Consider the following 15577-nt stretch of genomic DNA (forward strand, 5'->3'; position numbering starts at 1 on the left):
CATCAAGCTAAATATTCTGTGTTTTTTTCATTTTGAATTGTTTATGACTTTATCTCCTACTACGAAAGTAGACATTAAAACTTCTAACTGGCAAGTGTTTATTCATAAAGTGGTGAATTTGCCTTGGACATGGCGAATTACTATTGGATATTTAACGGTGATGTTATTTGTCCCGATAATTGCTATGTTCCTCAAAGCCAGTACAGAATCACCTGCTAGGTTTTGGGAAATAGCTACTAGTGAACTTGCATTAGCAACATATAATGTTACTTTTGTGACTTCGTTACTTGCCGCTTTGCTTAACGGTGTATTTGGTACATTGATTGCGTGGGTGTTGGTACGCTATGACTTTCCGCTTAAAAGAATAGTAGATGCTACCGTAGATTTACCCTTTGCGTTGCCAACGGCAGTAGCAGGTTTAACATTAGCAACTGTTTACAGCGATAATGGTTGGATTGGTTCTTTGTTAGCACCACTAGGGATTAAGGTATCGTTCACCCGTTTGGGTGTCTGGGTAGCGATGGTATTTATTTCCTTACCTTTTATAGTCAGAACAGTGCAACCTGTACTGCAAGAGATGGAGCATGATGTTGAAGAAGCAGCTTGGTCTTTGGGTGCTTCTCAGTGGCAAACTTTCTCGAAGGTGATACTACCACCTTTGTTTCCCTCGATTTTAACTGGTGTGGCTTTGGGTTTTTCCCGTGCTGTTGGTGAGTATGGCTCGACTGTAATTATTGCTTCTAACACACCCTTTCAAGATTTGATTGCACCAGTATTGATTTTTCAGAGGTTAGAGCAGTACGACTATTCTGGTGCAACAGTGATTGGTATAGTCTTACTGACGATTTCTTTGGTAATGCTATTAGGAATTAATCTGTTACAAGGGTGGTCAAGAAGATATGACAATAAGTGAGCCGAAACAGCACTCATCTGGGACTAATACAGGCAAAGTTAAACCACCACAAAAAAAGAGTTGGGTTCCCACAATTTTAATTTTTGTAGCGATCGCCTATTTAGCGCTAATTCAATATATCCCAGCAATTAACGTTTTTGTCCAAGCCTTCAGCAAAGGCATAGGGCCATTTTTTGAAAACCTCACCCGTAGCGACTTTCTCAGCGCTGCCAGATTAACTGTATTGCTGGCATTAATTGCCGTACCTTTAAATACAGTATTTGGTTTGTGTGCAGCTTGGGCGATCGCTCGTCATAAATTCCCCGGACGTGCTTTAGTCTTAAGTATTATTGACTTACCTTTTTCTATTTCGCCCGTAGTTGCTGGCTTGATGCTGGTGCTGCTTTATGGACGCAATGGCTGGTTTGGGCCTTTACTTGAAGGCAATGACATCAGAATTATCTTTGCCTTTCCAGGGATGGTTTTAGCCACAGCATTTGTGAGTATGCCTTTTGTCGCCCGTGAAGTAATTCCTGTTCTAGAGGAATTTGGCAAAGACCAAGAAGAAGCCGCTAAAACCTTAGGTGCAAATGAGTGGCAAACATTTTGGCGTGTCACCCTACCGGGGATTCGCTGGGGCTTGCTATATGGTGTAATTTTGACCAATGCTAGAGCAATGGGTGAATTTGGTGCAGTCTCCGTAGTCTCAGGGAATATCGCCAATAAAACCCAGAGTTTGCCATTGTTTGTAGAGGATGCTTATAAACAGTATGAAACAGAAGCAGCTTTTTCTGCGGCAGTACTTTTAGCACTACTAGCAGTAGTTACCCTAGTATTGAAAGAGATTGTAGAACGCAAAACTCGCATTAAAGATGTGGATTAATTGGGAATGGGTAATTGGTAATTGTTGATGCCTATTATTAGCCGATACCCTACTCCTTAGTAAAAATCAACCAATGGTTTATATATGGCTAGTGACAACACACTCAGCAATAAAAGGATTCGCTTACGGATTCCTAAAGACTATCACCAGGAACCCGTTATTTCTCGGCTAGTTTCGGAATATGGTTTGACAGTAAATATTGCTGCGGCAATTTTAGGAGCCAATGCTGTTGGAGATGGCTGGTTTGATTTGGATTTACAAGGTACAGATACACAAATCCAAAGTGGACTGAACTATCTACAGGAATTGGAACTAGAAGTCTGGGATGAGACCAAAGTTGGTGGTTGGTAAAATCGATAATATTCGATCTAAAAACCCCGATTTCTCAAAGAAATCGGGGTTTTGTTTTAATGTTGAATTGGTATTATAGCTGTCGCCAGTAGTGTTAGGACATCAATAGATGATACAACCTAGACACAAAAAGACCTTTCACCCAGTCCCCAGCTATATTTATCGTCTGTTGGATGAACGGACAATGGGATTTTCTACAGAATCTCGATATTGTTGAACAGCGTCTGTATAACCGATAGGTAGGACTGCTTCAACGTTTTCATGGGGACGAGGAATAATCACCCAGGATTCTAATGTACCACCGTAAACATTTTGTGCGGCTTCTACACCAGCCGCCATCGCCGTCTTAACTTCCGAAACATCTCCACGGATATTGACTGTAAAACGAGCGCTACCAACTCGGATATAACCCACAAGGGTGACACGGCCAGCTTTGACCATAGCGTCTGCTGCTGCTAACACAGCCGGGAATCCCTTAGTCTCTAATGCTCCTACTGCCTGTAGTGATGACATTTAATAATCTCCTGTATGAATAATAAATTTATGGAGCGCACCAGTTCATTGTATGAAGCTTCGCTACATTTTTTGATGACACAATTGCTTAGAACATCCGAAAGGGTTCTGATTCTTCAGTAAAGTGAATGGGGAGAATATCTACCACATTTTCGGGAGGATTGGGAACTATATAGTGGGTGATGACTTCACCACCGTGTGCTTGCTCACCAGCCTCAATTCCCGCCTCAACGGCTCGTCTTACTTCTGCAACGTGTCCCCTCACAGCAACTAACAAGCGGGCGCTCTCCGCTTGACCATAATAGACAATGGTAACTGCGGCAGATTTTACCATCGCATCTGCTGCCGCTAGCACAGCCGGAAATCCTAAAGTTTCGATTACGCCAACCGCCATTGGCATGGCATTAGCTCCTGATAAAAAAAGTTAAGTGATATTAATTGTACGTGGCTTTAGACACCATTGTGATGGCTAGGGGGAAATTTCTTTTGTGGGGATTGGGGATTGGGGACTGGGGATTGGGCAATTCCTTGTAGGCCTGATTCTGGTAAAGTAGGATTTATGTTTCCAAGTTTTTTACCTGCCGCAGTCGGGCAACTTACTGAATCTGAATCGATCGCCTTAGCTAAGACTATTCAAGCTCAAGCGATCGCTACTCCCCTGAGTAATCAACCAATCACCACAGCCTATGTACGTCAAGGTGGCGGTGGTACACCAATTTTATTAATTCATGGCTTCGATAGTTCTGTCTTAGAATTTCGTCGGCTTTTGCCACTGCTAGGGAAAGAGAATGAAACTTGGGCTGTGGATTTGTTGGGTTTTGGATTTACCCAAAGGCTTGCAGGGATAAAATTTAGCCCTGTTGCCATTAGAACTCACTTGTATTCCTTCTGGAAAACCCTGATTAACCAACCTGTGATTTTAGTTGGTGCTTCAATGGGGGGTGCAGCCGCGATTGATTTTACTCTGACTTATCCAGAAGCAGTTCAGAAACTAGTGTTAATTGACAGTGCTGGCTTGCGAGGGGGTTCACCGCTAAGTAAATTCATGTTTCCCCCGTTGGATTATTTAGCGGCGCAATTTTTACGTAGTCCAAAAGTGCGCGATCGCGTTTCTCGTGCTGCTTACAAAAATCCGAACCTTGCTACTGTCGATGCTTTATATTGTGGTGCATTACATTTAGAAATGCCTAGCTGGCCTGAAGCTTTAATTGCTTTTACCAAAAGTGGTGGATACACAGCTTTTAGATTTAAACAACTAGCAGAAATTATCTCACCAACCCTGATTTTGTGGGGTGATGCTGATAGGATTTTGGGTACGGAGGATGGTAAAAGATTTAAAAGAGCAATTCCTCATAGCCAACTGATTTGGATTCAAGATTGTGGTCATATTCCACATTTAGAACAACCAGGAATTACGGCTCAACATATACTAAGTTTCTGTAGTTAATTATAATCAGTACTTACGCATCCAGGTTGTCTGTTGAGACTGGGTGTAAGGGTATAGGGGGCAAGGGTTTGCAACATTTATGCGTAAGTTCTAGATAATTGAAAATTATGCTATTTCCATAACAAAACTTTCCGGATGAGTCTGCATAAAGTTGAATATCTACCATACAGTAAATATATCTTTTCAACTTATGGAAATGCCTCAACGGGTATCAGTTCGCTATAAAGATACCTCCTACAACATCAATGAGATCAGGTTAAAAACCTTCTGTCTAGGAATGAAAATTTGGGAAGAACAAACCAAGCCCAGAAAAACGGAGTTGTACGAGTTCATATTAGCTTGCTTAAAACAGGTTGATCGGCAAGACCGCTTTATTTTTTCTCTATTATTTATCGAGTTAGCCGATATGATTCGTGATACCTCTTTAAATAGAAATATGAAAGAGGACTTGATTAAAACAGCTTTCCGGGAGTTTGCTTTTGCACTAGCAGACTTTGAGGATATTGCTGTTAAGTCAAATTAAAATTGGGTAATTGAAAGGTAAATTATACTTTTTAACGCGGAGTAACGCTGCGGTTAGCGCGGAGGTACGCAGAGATTTTTTCATGATAATTTGCTAGCTCTCAAGTAATTAAGTGCATCTTCATTGAGAATTGGTATTATCCGCCGCAAAATTGCTTAAATTATCACGTCGCCATTGAGCATCTATTTTTCTATTTGTGCGTAATTCCAAAACTCGAATCCCTGTATTTGGTAGTGGGTTTAATCTCTGCTGTAAATGCACCCAGGAATTAATTAATTCATGCTGGACATTATAAGTGGTGCATAACTGAGCAAAATCAATATCTTGGGGCGTACCAAAAAATTCTTCAAATGGCGGTTCAAATTTAGCGATGGGTAACATTTCAAAAATTCCCCCGCCATTATTGTTGATTAAGATAATTGTCAGATGTCCGACAAACTTATTTCTAATTAAAAAACCGTTGGTGTCGTGTAATAAAGCTAAATCCCCTGTGATTAGCACACTACTTTGCTGACGATGAGCGATTCCTAAAGCGGTGGACAATGTGCCATCTATACCGTTCGCACCTCGGTTAAAATGCGATCGCACTCTTAAATTATTCGGTTTCCAGAAAAACTCTACATCCCGCACCGGCATACTGTTAGCAATAAATAGGGGCGTTTCTGGCGGTAGTACTTGAGAAAGCAACCAGGCGGCTTTACACTCTACCAAGTCTTCCATCTTGTCCAAAGTCTCATCCACATTGACCCTAACGTTGGTTTCAGCATTACACCACCATTGCAGATACTCGGAAACAGAAGATTTGTCTTCCTCTACCCCCTGATATCCCAACTCTTCCACCGTAATTCTTAAATGGGTCGTCCTCCCATGTAAAGGGTCGAGGTTTTGGTCACTGGGGTCAATTACCCAGCGTCGGGGTTGGTGAGTGTCTATCCAAGTACGCAGTTCTTTACTAGTTGGCATATCACCGATTTGAATTACCATGTCTGGTGCTAGCCTTGTTGCTAATTGTTGATTGCGTAAAATTAAGTCGTAGGTGGAAATTAAATAGGGGTTGAGGTCAGCATAATTTCTGACTGGGGAAAGTCCCTCAGCTAACACAGGCCATTGCAGAGTTTGGGAAAGTTGAGCGATCGCTCTACAATATTCCTGTGGTTGCTGTGGTTGGGCGACACCAGCAATGATGATTCCTCTCTGAGATTGCAACCATTCTGGGGGAATGGACAGTTGGGAATGATCAGGGAGTGAGGTAGTACCTGTTATTCCCGCAAAAAATTCTTCTGGGTGAAACTTAGTCAGTAAATAGCTTAAATCTGCACCATCAGGAATCGGTGCAAGGGGGTCACGAAAGGGAATATTTAAATGTACTGGCCCCGGTGTTGGCGCTTGCATCCTATACCAACTATGAATTAAAGTTTGTCGCAGATACCCTAGCATCCCCATATCTGATATTGGTAAAGCCAACTCTGCTTGCCAGTTTGGGTAACTACCGAAGAGTTTCACTTGATCTATAGTTTGTCCAGAGTGACAATCTCTTAGCTCTGGGGGTCTATCGGCGGTTAATAATAACAGTGGTACACGACTTTCTTGAGCTTCGATAACTGCTGGATAAAAATTTGCCCCCGCAGTTCCCGAAGTGCAGACAATCGCCACAGGACGATTAGTGGCTTTCGCTACACCCAAGGCGAAAAAAGCCGCAGAACGCTCATCTAGTATAGAAATCGCTGCGATATCTGGTGCTTGTTGGGCAAAGGCCACAGCCAAAGGAGTGGAACGAGAACCAGGGCAAATTACTGCATAAGCTAATCCCAACCGCTTGAGTGTTTCGGTGAAAACATAAGCCCAAAGTTGATTAATATTTTTATAGGCGATCGGCATTAAATTAGACATAGCAGTAATACTATTCGCAACTCATAAGTACAGAAATTTTAACCAGTAGGGTAGGCATTGCCCACCAAAACTTAGATATGCTGTGTATCGCCCTATTGGCTTCTTTCCAATTACCGATCACCTATTACCCCCTACCACATTCACAGACCATCTAGCAACTGGAATTAATGGTTAAAATCAGATTATTTGCTTATATGATTGATATTTAATTCGTGGCTAATATTTCTTGTCCCAACTGCCATCAGCAAGTTGATAGTCAGGCTCTTATCTGCCCTTACTGTCGTACAACACTCAAAGCTTACGGTCATCCTGGCATTACCTTACATCGTGCCGCTAAAGACACCTATCTATGCGACACCTGTACCTACCATGCTGACGATACTTGTACATTTCCCAAGCGTCCCTACGCTAAAGACTGTACCCTATACCAAAACATCGCCGAGAGAAACGCTCAATTAGAAGAACAGCAAGCCGCTAATACTCCTACTGCATCTATCAAAAGTTGGATGCAACGCAATCAAGCTTTATTACTCCTACTAGGTTTATTACTCATCTGTTTTTTGATAGTCTTGTCAACTTCTTGACATCTTCTCCCGCTAATCCTGCGGATGTAGCGGGAGATTTCCAAAACTCACTGCAAAGTAATTTGATTAACTTTTAACTACATTTAATAATAAGTATAAATACTAAACTGACTAAAATATATATACATATCATTAGGTAATTATTATGCTATAAATACTTGAGGCTATGAGATAATTAAACACAGAAAAAATTTAACCAAAAATCTAAATTTACTTTTAGGAGTAAACAGTTGTGGGGTTTAATCCTGAGCTTTGCCGTAACGAAAGCGAAGTTGAAAGCAAACTGATTGTGCAATATTTATTACCGCAGCTAGGATATACTCCAGACACTTGGCATCAAGAAGTTGCCGTTGGTAGCATTCGATTAGATTTTTTAGCCTTTGCTGCACAAGTCCTTCCCTTTGTTTTAGACGCTAACTCACCGTTGAGTGTGGTGATGGAAGCAAAGCATCCTAAACAAAATTTAAATAATCATGTTCCCAGACTCAGACACTATTTAACCAGTCTGAATGTTAGGTATGGTTTATTAACCAATGGTAAGGAGATAAGAATTTATGAAAAAGTGCAGAATGATGTTCAGATAATTTTTCACTGTTCGGGGAAGGAAGTTGAAATAAAGTTAGAGGAAATTAAAAATTTAATCGGTAGAGAAAGTAGCAAACATAGAAATATTTCACCTACACCAGAGACATCAATAACTAAAGAATCCCATACGGAGATAGATAAGATTCAATATTTAACTCAGCAAGAAGATGTTAACTCTCAGGATATCTCATCTACGTCAGATATATCAGTAAATTCAGAAAATTTTACAGTTATTCAGGAACAAAATTCGATGAAAATCATTGCAGTCTATCATAATAAAGGCGGAGTGGGGAAAACAACTACTGTAGTTAACCTAGCAGCCGCTATTAGAAAAAAAGGTAAAAGAGTTTTAGTAATTGACCTGGACAGCCAAGCCAATACCACTTTTGCTACAGGTTTAATCAAATTTGACGATGAAGAGTTTGATGATATTAAAGATTCTAATATTTTTCATGTATTATCAACAGAAGATTTTTATCCTATATCGGAAGTAGCAAGAAAATCTAACTTTAGTAATCCAGAAATTTATGTCGTTCCCGCACACCTAGACTTAATAAGACAAGAAACTGAACTAAATGCTCTTGACTATAGCAGACTAATTTTAAATGAAAAACTAGAAGAAGTGAAAGATCAGTATGATGTGGTTTTGATTGACACACCACCTTCATTAAATTTGTATGCCAAAATTGCTTTAATAACTGCGGATTACCTAATTATTCCGTCTGATCTAAAACCATTTGCCAACCAAGGATTAACGAACGTAAAAGAATTTGTTAGAACTAATAATGCTTTTAGGAAACAAATCCGAAAACAACCAATCAAAACAATAGGAGTTTTACCTTGTAAGATATCTACAAATGCTAAATTTGTACAATCAACATTGAAGAATAGAATATCAAAAATTCACGAAAAATATGAAATTGATGTAATGGACAGTGTGATTTATGAGAGAGAGGATTTAGCAAAGAGTGCTGAAAGAATTCAGATTATCGGAGAGATGGAGATTGCTGACCCCATGTCAGTATTAGACTTTAAACCAGATTCTATTTCAGCGCAAGAATTTGAACTACTCGCTATAGAAGTATTACAAAAAATAGGCATGAATTAATGAAATTATCTACATCACTTGTTGCCGTTAAAAAACTTACTTCTAGTAAATCTCGCTCAATATTTACCAATGATGATTTAGAACAAGCTGCTCAGTTAATTTTAAATTCTGAAGGAGTCGTTAATCCTATTATTGTCCGTAGAAATGGTCTGCAATCCTATGAGGTTGTAGATGGAGATTTTGAATATTATGCTGCTGCTAGAGCTAGAGAAATAGACCCTCGTAAAGGCGAAATGATAGGAGTATTTATAATTGAAGAAGAAAATGAAGAAGCTTTAATAGAGCAAATTAAAGTTTTTAGAAACCAAAAAGACGATACTAAAAAAACTGTAAATATTACACCAGAATATTTAGAGAAATTCTTAAATGATTTGGAATTACGTATTGAAAAACTCTCTAAGGGACTATTAGAAGAGTCAACGGCTAAGTTAAACCTAGAAAACCAAAATAAAGAACTTAAGAAAAAGCTAGCCGAAAAAGTTACCCCTTTAGAAGTTTTTACAAAATTGGATTTCCAGAAAATAGCTCAGAAATTAATCAATGTTGGCTTTCCTCAGAAAAAAGCTGGCAAGATAGCAGAGACAGTCATATATGAGCGTGAAAAAGAAGAATTTAAATCATTAAATGACGTAATAGAAAGAGTTAAGATTCCACATGGTAAAAAAATGCTGAGAGCAATCAATAGTGAAAAAATGATTGCAATTATAGAGAGTTTATACAGAGAAGATTAGTTCGCTGAATTAACGATCGCACTAGTATCTGTTGCCTTAACTCTTGGTACAATATTTGCAATGAGCCAACTGCAAAAAACATCTAATTACCAGCCTGCACCAGTTTTACCACAAAGTAGGTAGACGCAAATTGATAAATTTAACTTTCTAGTTTGATTGCCTCAACTTCATCAACTTTAATTTTACTGCCCTACCCCAAACTTTTGGTATAGCGTATATTTGCCAGAGGATCAGATTCCATAAATAACCATATTGCGGATAACATTTAAGCAACAATAAGTCTGCTATTACGTGTAATCTAGTTTCCTTTAAGGAATTATCTCTAACAATATATCTAATTTGTTCTGGTTTTGGTGTAGCATGACCAATTATGGCATCTTTTTGGTAGAATTTTGCCTGCACAAATAAACCCAGCATTCTATCCAAATTCCATAAAGGAATCCAAGTTAAAGCACCAAAAATATTCATTGCGGTTGATAATTCGTAGAGTGCAGCTTTCACTCGCTCTGTTTTCCAAATTCTGTTATTAAAGTTTTCAAAATGAATCCCGCTTTGGTCTTTTCTTTGATGCCAGGGAAAGATTATATGTCTAATGTCTACCGATTTATCTAAGGGAGCGATGGGAACTTCTAATAGACCTTTGTAGTTTCCTTTTTGAAATGGGAAAGGATTTTCTGGTGTTTTCTTACATATTTCTAGTTGTTCAACATCAGGATTTGGCTCCCAATCTTTTTGAATTCTTACTTCATCTGTATATTGAATATTTTCAATCTTTAATCTTAACACCCAACTTTCAGGGAAGAGCCGGAAGTATTTAAATGTTAAATCTAAAATATCAGGATGAACATAATCATCATCATCTAATGCAAGGACGTACTCACTGTCAACGTTGAGTAACCCTGTAAATCTTTGAATCACTTCACCTTTATAGGGACTTCTGAGATTTTTTATTCTAGAATCATCTATATTTTTAATAGTTCCTTCAGGCGGATAAACTAAAATAAATTGAACATTTCCTTGAATTTTTAATAATTGCTCTAACCAATAATCTGTAAAATTGCCGCGTGTTGGAGTAACAATTGTTAGAAGAGGGTTGCTATACATATATGTATTTTTTGAGAGCTTGACTACAAATACTAATTACTGGAAAGGCTTAAAAAATATTTTCTTGCTAAGAATAATAGACTAAATGAGTAGTTTATTTTTATAAACATCAACTTTTACAAGATATATCATACAGAGAATAAAATGTACTTAATTAAATAAAGGAGTATAACAATTATATGCGAATCCTGATGCTCTCTTCTACCTTTCCTTATCCGCCTAGCCGTGGTGGAACGGAAATTAGAACTTTTAATTTACTTAAATACCTCCAGCAAAATCATGATGTGACTTTAGTGACGCAGTATAACAAGAATGTGTCAGATACTGAAGTGGCAGAACTACGTAAATATGTCAGTGAACTGCTGATTTTTCCCTTACCACCGGAACCCCAGTCTAAAAATGCCATTGCTAAATTGTTAGGGAAAGCTGGACGCTTTCTAGAGTCAGTGGGGAAGGCGACACCACCCAATGTTCTTTATCGCTATTCGCCAGAAATTCAAGCTTTAGTTGATAGTTGCATTCAGGCTCAAAAATATGATGTGATTACTTGTGAACATAGTGTCAATGAAATTTATATCCGCCCAGAATTTCGTCATAGTGTAACTACAGTTGTAGATGTTCACAGTTCAGTTTACGGCTGGATTCGTGACCATTTAGAAATGGGTGCGGCGCAGAATGCAGTACGCGATCGCCTATATCTTTCTCTGGTGCTGAAGCGTTACGAAAAGCGATACTGTAGTAAATTTTCTCAGATTGTGGTGACAACACAAGATGATCGCCAGGAATTTCTCAAACTCCGCCCCGATATTGATATTAAAGTCATTCCCAACGGTGTAGATTTAGAATTATTCCCCAATCGTTGCCAAGACCCAGGCGGACATAATTTAATCTTTGTGGGGGCAATGGACGCTTCCCACAATATCGATGCAGCGCGCTTTTTTGCTATGGAGGTCTTACCACAATTACAAAAGCGTTATCCTGACGCTACATTTAGTATTGTCGGCGCTAGACCAACACCAGAAATTGAAAATTTAAATAATATTCCAGGGGTCATAGTTACTGGTCGCGTGGCTTCGATGGTAAATTATCTGCATCAATCTACGGTGTGTGTAGTGCCGTTACGCACAGGTTTTGGCATTAAAAATAAAACTTTAGAAGCAATGGGGGCTGGTGTGCCTGTAGTAGCTAGCGATCGCGGTTTAGAAGGATTAGCCGTTGATGGTGATAATACAGCTTTAGCAGCATTGCGAGCCAATAAGCCAGCAGAATATGTTGATGCTATTAGTCAGTTGTTTGAGAATCCCCAACTGCGATCGCAATTATCCCACAATGGTAGAAAACTGGTGGAAGCTGAATTTACCTGGGATATAGCTGGTATGCGTTATGAGCAAGTTTGTTTGAATGGGTAATACCAATTCTCTATGAAATTGCACCAAATAAATGATGTAGAGACGTTGCATGCAACGTCTCTACATTCCAGAATAAAGCACATCTTCATTAAGGAACGGTATAAGGGTTATTAATGCAGAGAATTAAGAGATGCGATCGCCTGTGGTGGAATATTCGTAAACCGGATGACAAACAAATCTGCATCAGATTGTTTCATCACCTTTGCATAGATATCTGCTGTCGCTAGTTCCGGTTCATGTAGTAATTTGAGCTTGAGATTAGCTAATTTTTCTAAAGTATGGGGTGAGTGTAGCAAGGCTTTCTTTTCAGAAACACTGACTAATTCACCCCGAAATACTTCACCCACTGCCTGTTTACCTTGCAAAACCTGATATTCCACAGGTACGGATGATTTCAATTTCACCATCACATCATTATCTTCTGGTAAAGACAGGTTATATGCGCCACCAATACCACTAATTTCATATATGGTGATTGGTTCCTTAATTCCCTTGGGTTCGATTTGCATTTGTCCAGCAATTTGCAAATCAGTATTAGCATCTTGGCGAGTATGTTCGGAAATTAAAATCTGTCCTCCCACAGTGTAAGTCTCAATTCTGGCAGCTAAATTAACATGACTACCAATAACTGTATATTGGGCGCGTTTTTGTGAACCAATATTGCCGGCGACAACTTCACCAGTATTAATCCCAATACCCATTTCTAGCTGGGGTAGGTTCATTTGGCGAGTTTGTGCATTCACCTGCTGCATCGCCCGTTGCATCGCAATTGCACAGGCGATCGCTCTTTGGGAATCATCAGGGCGACAAATAGGCGCACCGAACATGATAAAAATCCCATCGCCCATAAACTCATTAATTGTGCCTTTATATTGGTTAATCACATCTGTCATCACCCCCAAATACAGATTAAGAATCTGCACCACCTGTTCAGGGGATAATTGTTCAGACATGGCAGAAAAACCCCGCAAGTCGGAAAATAACAGCGTCACCTTGCGCCGTTCACCACCCAACTTTAAACCTGATGGGGTTTCTAGGATATTGGCGAGGACTTCATCAGTTAAATAGCGTCCGAGGTTTTTTCGCATTTCCCCGGCGCTTTGGGCGATGTAGAGAGTAACAGCGATCGCTGATCCCCCAAATGCCAACAAAGAAGGGACAACGGGAATCCACCAACCAGCCACAAACGCCAAAAAGCTACCAGCAATGACAGCGCCACTCATCAGGGGAACACCCACAGCTACAACAATCTTTTGACGTTTACTACTGCGTTGCTGCCAACATAAACTAGCCCCAATAATCGACCAACCCAAAATTAATAGCCATTCTCCAGTTTCAGGTAAAGTCTGAATTTGTGGGCGACCATCCAAAGCCGCACTCAAAATTTGGCTGACTAAATTGGCGTGGATTGTCACACCAGCCATTCGTTCTGGGGGCGTAAATAAATTACTGCTGTATGGTGTGTAGAATATATCCTTCAAACTCTCCGCCGTTGCCCCAATTAATACCACCTTTCCCCGCATCAAATCTGGGGGAATCTGCTTCTGTTGCACTTGAGTGAGGGTGACGGTGGTAAATTGCTGGATACGTCCCCGGTAATTTAGCAGGACTTGATAACTCCTCGCATCTGCACGAACATAACCCCCATCATTAGCCTCGAAAATTGGGAAAACACCGCGATTTAACTGCAAGTAATCAGGGTTACTAGTGGCTGGCTTTTCTGTAATTTTTTCCGGCTTTAAGTACAGCAATGCCAATTTTAGGGCAAAACTTTCGAGAACCTCGTCCTCATTGACATTGACATACAACAATCCCCGGCGAATCTTCCCATCCCCATCTAAGGGTAAGTCATTGGAACCAATTTGGTTATTTTCCTTGAGTACTGGAGACCCATTCACAGCCGAACTATCCTGAGTGTCAGAGAGTTTCTGCACCCCAATTAAGTTAGGCGTGGATGCAAACAATTTAACTAAAATTTCATGCCCAGGATTGACAGGTAAATCCCGGTAAATATCTAACCCGATCGCCCGTGGTTGTTGTTGTTGAATCGTATCTAATACGCTAGCCATTGCGGCATCAGACATCGGCCATTGTGTCTGTTTGCGGACATCAGCCTCATTAATCTCAACTATCACAATGCGGGTATCTGGCGGTTCTGATGGACGTAGCAAAAAAAACTGGTCTAATGCTGCTAACTCTAGTAACTGCAACAAACCTGTCAACCGTAGACCAATCACCAGAATTGTCATACTCGGAACCGCAAATACAACCCCGCGCCATTGCCAAAATAGGGGTTTCAGCTTTGCCCACATCATATTTTATTGGCAATTTCCGACTTACAGCAATCGAGTAGAGGTTCAGAGGCGATCGCATTTAATTGTACTGACTGTAAAAATTGCCGCCAGTTTAAGAGGTAAGTTAAATTCTTGGGTTCACGACGGCGTAAATGCACCAAACTAGCCAACGCTTCATACCAAATTCCCGCCTCTGCATAGATAGAGGGTAACCTTCTCGCATCTGCTTTGGCTACAGCCTGTGATAAAGATGATTCTGGTGGAATACGTTCTACCCAACCATCAACTGTAAGATTAGTACTAAAATCTTGCAGACTACAAACCAGTGTTAAATACCATCGGTAACTTTTACCTGTTTCTAATGGGGGTGAACTTGCAGGAAGAGTATAGCTGATGATACCGGGTTTGTTAGGTAGTGTCAGCGTAGTTTTATAAAATACTTTTTTGTCCGCATCATTCAACAGCACCAGATAAGCCGTTTTCGCTGGAGATGATGGGATAGACCAAAACAATGTCGGGCGTTGGGCAAGTGTCAATCCTAATTTATTTCTAGGTATAAGGGGAGTGATGGACTTATTCCCGGTAATGCAGGAGGAACCACGGCTAGAACCGCCAGTGCTGACAGGGGGGCCTTGCCGTTTTGGTGGTTTAAAAGCTTGACTAATCTGCCAACCGTGTTGGGTATGGGATGACTGCGCCTGCGTCTTCTGTACCGTTGCAGCAGAAAGTGGTAAACAGTTAAAAGTTAGGAAAAAGGCGACAACAGATAAATGATTACATTTCATTGATTTGTAGAAATGCTCTAGTGTGAGTTTGAAAAGATTGTGGACTTATAGTTTGGTAGGGTGTGTCAGTGCGATATAACCTAGCTGTACTCAAAATTATTCATACTGACACACCTACATCTCAAGACTTATGCAAAGCGATACTTGGTAGAAAGGTAGACACTCACCTGGTTACATCAAGTATTCCCAAAATTCAGCCCAGACTTGAACCAGTTCAAAATTTTCAATAACTCCTGTGAAAGTTGCCTGTTTCCCTTCTTGCCTGGTAGTAAATGAGGGCAATAATCATTTTTACCACTTTGTTTTTCTTTGTTTTCCTTTGTTTTTTAAAATTTTTGGTTAATATTACAACCTTCTATGCCTAAAGATATACGCCATAGGTAATAAAAATATTATTTTGTAGATATCAAAAATTTTACTAGCAACTACTTCAGAGACTAAATAGCGGCTATGATTTCCTAAGTAGCCATCATGAACC

General features: G+C 39.9%; 15 protein-coding genes. 9 read left to right on the forward strand and 6 right to left on the reverse strand.

Features of this window, described 5'->3' with window-relative positions; genetic code table 11:
• The first annotated feature begins 43 nt into the window (after positions 1–43).
• The 3 genes from cysT (at position 44) to ACM5QX_RS23865 (ending at position 2126) form a co-directional block, all read left to right on the forward strand.
• Positions 44–913 (forward strand): sulfate ABC transporter permease subunit CysT, encoded by an 870-nt coding sequence (gene cysT, locus ACM5QX_RS23855; RefSeq protein ID WP_041456482.1) that lies wholly within the window; start codon positions 44–46, stop codon positions 911–913.
• Entirely contained in the window at positions 900–1775 is an 876-nt protein-coding gene (gene cysW / locus ACM5QX_RS23860) for a sulfate ABC transporter permease subunit CysW (RefSeq protein ID WP_414755808.1), read from the forward strand. The genes cysT and cysW overlap by 14 nt, the downstream gene beginning before the upstream one ends.
• Positions 1776–1859: 84 nt before the next feature.
• Positions 1860–2126, forward strand: coding sequence for an NIL domain-containing protein (locus tag ACM5QX_RS23865; RefSeq protein ID WP_414755809.1), 267 nt, complete (start codon positions 1860–1862; stop codon positions 2124–2126).
• 159 nt (positions 2127–2285) lie between these two features.
• Here ACM5QX_RS23865 and ACM5QX_RS23870 read toward each other — a convergent pair whose 3' ends face one another.
• Positions 2286–2639 (reverse strand): carbon dioxide-concentrating mechanism protein CcmK, encoded by a 354-nt coding sequence (locus ACM5QX_RS23870; protein ID WP_414755810.1) that lies wholly within the window; start codon positions 2637–2639, stop codon positions 2286–2288.
• 88 nt (positions 2640–2727) lie between these two features.
• Positions 2728–3039: a carbon dioxide-concentrating mechanism protein CcmK gene (locus tag ACM5QX_RS23875; RefSeq protein WP_011321371.1), complete on the reverse strand. Its 312-nt coding sequence runs from the start codon at positions 3037–3039 to the stop codon at positions 2728–2730.
• Between the two features lie 159 nt (positions 3040–3198).
• Here ACM5QX_RS23875 and ACM5QX_RS23880 point away from each other — a divergent pair, with 159 nt between their 5' ends.
• Together ACM5QX_RS23880 and ACM5QX_RS23885 are read left to right on the forward strand one after the other, a co-directional pair.
• Positions 3199–4086: an alpha/beta fold hydrolase gene (locus ACM5QX_RS23880; RefSeq protein WP_414755811.1), complete on the forward strand. Its 888-nt coding sequence runs from the start codon at positions 3199–3201 to the stop codon at positions 4084–4086.
• Positions 4087–4276: 190 nt separating this feature from the next.
• On the forward strand, positions 4277–4609 hold the full coding sequence (locus ACM5QX_RS23885) for a hypothetical protein (protein WP_010994489.1): 333 nt from the start codon (positions 4277–4279) through the stop codon (positions 4607–4609).
• 120 nt (positions 4610–4729) lie between these two features.
• Here the strand turns inward: ACM5QX_RS23885 and menD are convergent, their stop codons facing one another.
• Positions 4730–6499, reverse strand: a complete 1770-nt coding sequence (gene menD, locus ACM5QX_RS23890; RefSeq protein ID WP_414755812.1) for a 2-succinyl-5-enolpyruvyl-6-hydroxy-3-cyclohexene-1-carboxylic-acid synthase — start codon at positions 6497–6499, stop codon at positions 4730–4732.
• Between the two features lie 212 nt (positions 6500–6711).
• On the opposite strand from menD, the gene ACM5QX_RS23895 reads away from it, so the two are divergent.
• The 3 genes from ACM5QX_RS23895 to ACM5QX_RS23905 all read left to right on the forward strand — a co-directional run bounded on the left by ACM5QX_RS23895 (position 6712) and on the right by ACM5QX_RS23905 (position 9507).
• Positions 6712–7083: a zinc ribbon domain-containing protein gene (locus ACM5QX_RS23895; RefSeq protein WP_011321368.1), complete on the forward strand. Its 372-nt coding sequence runs from the start codon at positions 6712–6714 to the stop codon at positions 7081–7083.
• A 232-nt stretch (positions 7084–7315) separates the two neighbouring features.
• A complete protein-coding gene (locus ACM5QX_RS23900; RefSeq protein ID WP_414755813.1) occupies positions 7316–8776 on the forward strand; it encodes an AAA family ATPase in 1461 nt (486 codons plus the stop codon).
• Entirely contained in the window at positions 8776–9507 is a 732-nt protein-coding gene (locus ACM5QX_RS23905) for a hypothetical protein (RefSeq protein WP_414755814.1), read from the forward strand. Before ACM5QX_RS23900 ends, ACM5QX_RS23905 begins: the two co-directional genes overlap by 1 nt.
• 147 nt (positions 9508–9654) lie before the next feature.
• Here the strand turns inward: ACM5QX_RS23905 and ACM5QX_RS23910 are convergent, their stop codons facing one another.
• Positions 9655–10611 (reverse strand): glycosyltransferase family A protein, encoded by a 957-nt coding sequence (locus tag ACM5QX_RS23910; protein ID WP_414755815.1) that lies wholly within the window; start codon positions 10609–10611, stop codon positions 9655–9657.
• Positions 10612–10790: 179 nt separating this feature from the next.
• Here ACM5QX_RS23910 and ACM5QX_RS23915 point away from each other — a divergent pair, with 179 nt between their 5' ends.
• A complete protein-coding gene (locus tag ACM5QX_RS23915; protein WP_414755816.1) occupies positions 10791–12020 on the forward strand; it encodes a glycosyltransferase family 4 protein in 1230 nt (409 codons plus the stop codon).
• Positions 12021–12130: 110 nt separating this feature from the next.
• Here the strand turns inward: ACM5QX_RS23915 and ACM5QX_RS23920 are convergent, their stop codons facing one another.
• Positions 12131–14335 (reverse strand): CHASE2 domain-containing protein, encoded by a 2205-nt coding sequence (locus tag ACM5QX_RS23920; protein ID WP_414755817.1) that lies wholly within the window; start codon positions 14333–14335, stop codon positions 12131–12133.
• Positions 14332–15099 carry a DUF928 domain-containing protein gene (locus ACM5QX_RS23925; protein WP_414755818.1) on the reverse strand — a complete coding sequence of 256 codons (768 nt, stop codon included), beginning with the start codon at positions 15097–15099 and terminating at the stop codon, positions 14332–14334. Before ACM5QX_RS23925 ends, ACM5QX_RS23920 begins: the two co-directional genes overlap by 4 nt.
• Positions 15100–15577: the final 478 nt, after the last annotated feature.

It is taken from the genome of Anabaena sp. CCY 9910, assembly GCF_963920875.1.
In the GTDB taxonomy this organism is placed as follows: Bacteria; Cyanobacteriota; Cyanobacteriia; order Cyanobacteriales; family Nostocaceae; genus Trichormus; species Trichormus variabilis.

Bases quoted from the DNA above. Each gene is read 5' to 3' on its own strand.
- ACM5QX_RS23880 (WP_414755811.1), top strand. From the start codon at position 3,199: ATGTTTCCAAGTTTTTTACCTGCCGCAGTCGGGCAACTTACTGAATCT.
- ACM5QX_RS23865 (WP_414755809.1), top strand. From the start codon at position 1,860: ATGGCTAGTGACAACACACTCAGCAATAAAAGGATTCGCTTACGGATT.
- cysW (WP_414755808.1), top strand. From the start codon at position 900: ATGACAATAAGTGAGCCGAAACAGCACTCATCTGGGACTAATACAGGC.
- ACM5QX_RS23875 (WP_011321371.1), bottom strand. From the start codon at position 3,039: ATGCCAATGGCGGTTGGCGTAATCGAAACTTTAGGATTTCCGGCTGTG.
- ACM5QX_RS23925 (WP_414755818.1), bottom strand. From the start codon at position 15,099: ATGAAATGTAATCATTTATCTGTTGTCGCCTTTTTCCTAACTTTTAAC.
- ACM5QX_RS23920 (WP_414755817.1), bottom strand. From the start codon at position 14,335: ATGATGTGGGCAAAGCTGAAACCCCTATTTTGGCAATGGCGCGGGGTT.
- ACM5QX_RS23915 (WP_414755816.1), top strand. From the start codon at position 10,791: ATGCGAATCCTGATGCTCTCTTCTACCTTTCCTTATCCGCCTAGCCGT.
- ACM5QX_RS23905 (WP_414755814.1), top strand. From the start codon at position 8,776: ATGAAATTATCTACATCACTTGTTGCCGTTAAAAAACTTACTTCTAGT.
- ACM5QX_RS23885 (WP_010994489.1), top strand. From the start codon at position 4,277: ATGGAAATGCCTCAACGGGTATCAGTTCGCTATAAAGATACCTCCTAC.
- ACM5QX_RS23910 (WP_414755815.1), bottom strand. From the start codon at position 10,611: ATGTATAGCAACCCTCTTCTAACAATTGTTACTCCAACACGCGGCAAT.
- ACM5QX_RS23870 (WP_414755810.1), bottom strand. From the start codon at position 2,639: ATGTCATCACTACAGGCAGTAGGAGCATTAGAGACTAAGGGATTCCCG.
- menD (WP_414755812.1), bottom strand. From the start codon at position 6,499: ATGTCTAATTTAATGCCGATCGCCTATAAAAATATTAATCAACTTTGG.
- cysT (WP_041456482.1), top strand. From the start codon at position 44: ATGACTTTATCTCCTACTACGAAAGTAGACATTAAAACTTCTAACTGG.